We start from the raw sequence: 1,743 nt of genomic DNA, 5'->3' as shown, positions 1-1,743 counted from the left end.
TCATACAGCTTCGACAACAGATGGAACAGCAAAGCACCACCAATCTGACTGAACGGCAGGTAACCCAACTCATCCAGAATGACCAGATCCATGCGCATCAATGTCTGGGCTGTCCGACCGGCTTTCCCGTCGCGCTTCTCTCTTTCCAGTACATTGACCAGGTCTACCGTCGAGAAGAACCTCACCCGTTTGCTCTGCACCGTCACGCCAGCAATGCCGATGGCTGTGGCCAGATGCGTCTTGCCGGTACCCGGACCACCAATGAAGACAAGATTCTGTGCTGTGTCCGTGAATACCAGCGTCGCCAATTGTCTAACCAGATGCTGATCGACCTGGGTAGCATCGAAGTCAAACCCCGCCAGATCACGGTGGGCAGGGAACTTGGCTGTACTCATCTGATGGTGGATCGACCGCATGGCGCGGTCGGTGTCTTCGGCTTGTAGCAGGTGTTCGATCAGCCAGCGGGAAGCCGATGTTGAACTGTCCCCCTGGGCGGTCAGCTCCGTCCACGTACTCGCCATGCCATGCAACCGCAATGCTTTGAGCTCCTTCGCAATATCACGCATGACCAGCCCCCTCCACCGTCACTACGGTATCGGTGACACAGCGCAAGCTGTCATATCGACCGGTATTGGCCCGCGGTGCCTCCTTCAGTTGCAGGCTCGTTTCCGCCCCCGCAGGCATCGGACTCGCGTTCAGCCTAGCCAGCACATTCAGCACGTTCTCAATACTGAGGGCGCCGGACTCGACGACCAGTTCTACTGCCACCAGCACCGCATCCAGACCCGCCATCGGGACGGTTGCCAGCACCTGGGCCATCACGCGATCCCCACCGGGGTGCCGGAGCAAACCCAGATTCAGCTGCTTCAACGGGGTGGGCATGTCGGCAAAGGGCGCGCCGTTTCTCAATGCACCCGGCTTACGTGCAATCAACGGGATGTAATGCTGCCAGTCATAGCAGGTGCCCCATCGATCTAGTAGCCGGTCATGGCTGGCTACCACACTGTCGTCGGCGATAATCCTGACCTGGGTGGGATAAAGCCGGATACTGACCAGTTGACCGGCCAGTTCACACGGTACCGAGTAACGATTGCGGTGGATGCTCACCAGGCAGGTCGAGGAGACCCGCGCTATCTTCTCCACGTAGCCATCAAATGGAGCCGGCATCGGCATCATCTCGGCCTGTTCCCGCTCCAACAACTCAGCGATGCTGAGGCCTTTGTGCTCAGGGTGCATCAGTTCAGCCCATAGCGCCCGGCAGCGATCTCCCAGCCAGACGTTCAGCTCGGCAAAGGAGCCAAACTGCCGCTGCTGCGCATCGATCCAGATGCGTCGGCGGCTATCCTGTACGTTCTTCTCGACGACCCCTTTCTCCCAGCCCGAGGCAACATTGCAGAAGTCGGGGTCAAACAAGTAGTGCGCGCACATCACAGCAAAGCGCGCATTGACGGTTCGCCCCTTGCCCTTGTTGATCCGATCAACCGCCGTCTTCATGTTGTCGTAAATGCCACGACGGGGGATGCCACCCAAGGCCATGAAGGCGCGGGTGTGCGCATCGAACAGCATCTCGTGGCCCTGGCTAGGGTAGGCCACCAGCCAAAAGGCGCGGCTGGCGCAGAGCTTGAGGTGAGCGACCTGCATGCGGCGATAGAGGCCGCCAATCACTAACCCCTCCTCGCTCCAGTCAAACTGAAATGCCTCACCCAACGCAAACTGCAGCGGTACAAAGGCGTGCAGTGCACT

General features: G+C 59.2%; 2 protein-coding genes. Both read right to left on the bottom strand.

The genetic code is table 11. The features are described from left to right. Positions 1 to 566: ATP-binding protein (locus tag ACUHMQ_RS20635; protein WP_445297326.1), on the bottom strand; the 566-nt coding region annotated here is incomplete at its 3' end. Beyond that, a partial coding sequence (gene istA, locus ACUHMQ_RS20630; protein ID WP_445297325.1) for an IS21 family transposase occupies positions 559 to 1,743 on the bottom strand: 1,185 nt, incomplete at its 5' end. The genes ACUHMQ_RS20635 and istA, both read right to left, overlap by 8 nt.

This window comes from Chitinimonas violaceus, assembly GCF_052601015.1.
The sequence above is the reverse complement of the archived record's forward strand: the minus strand, read 5'-3'. Positions and strand labels throughout refer to the sequence as shown.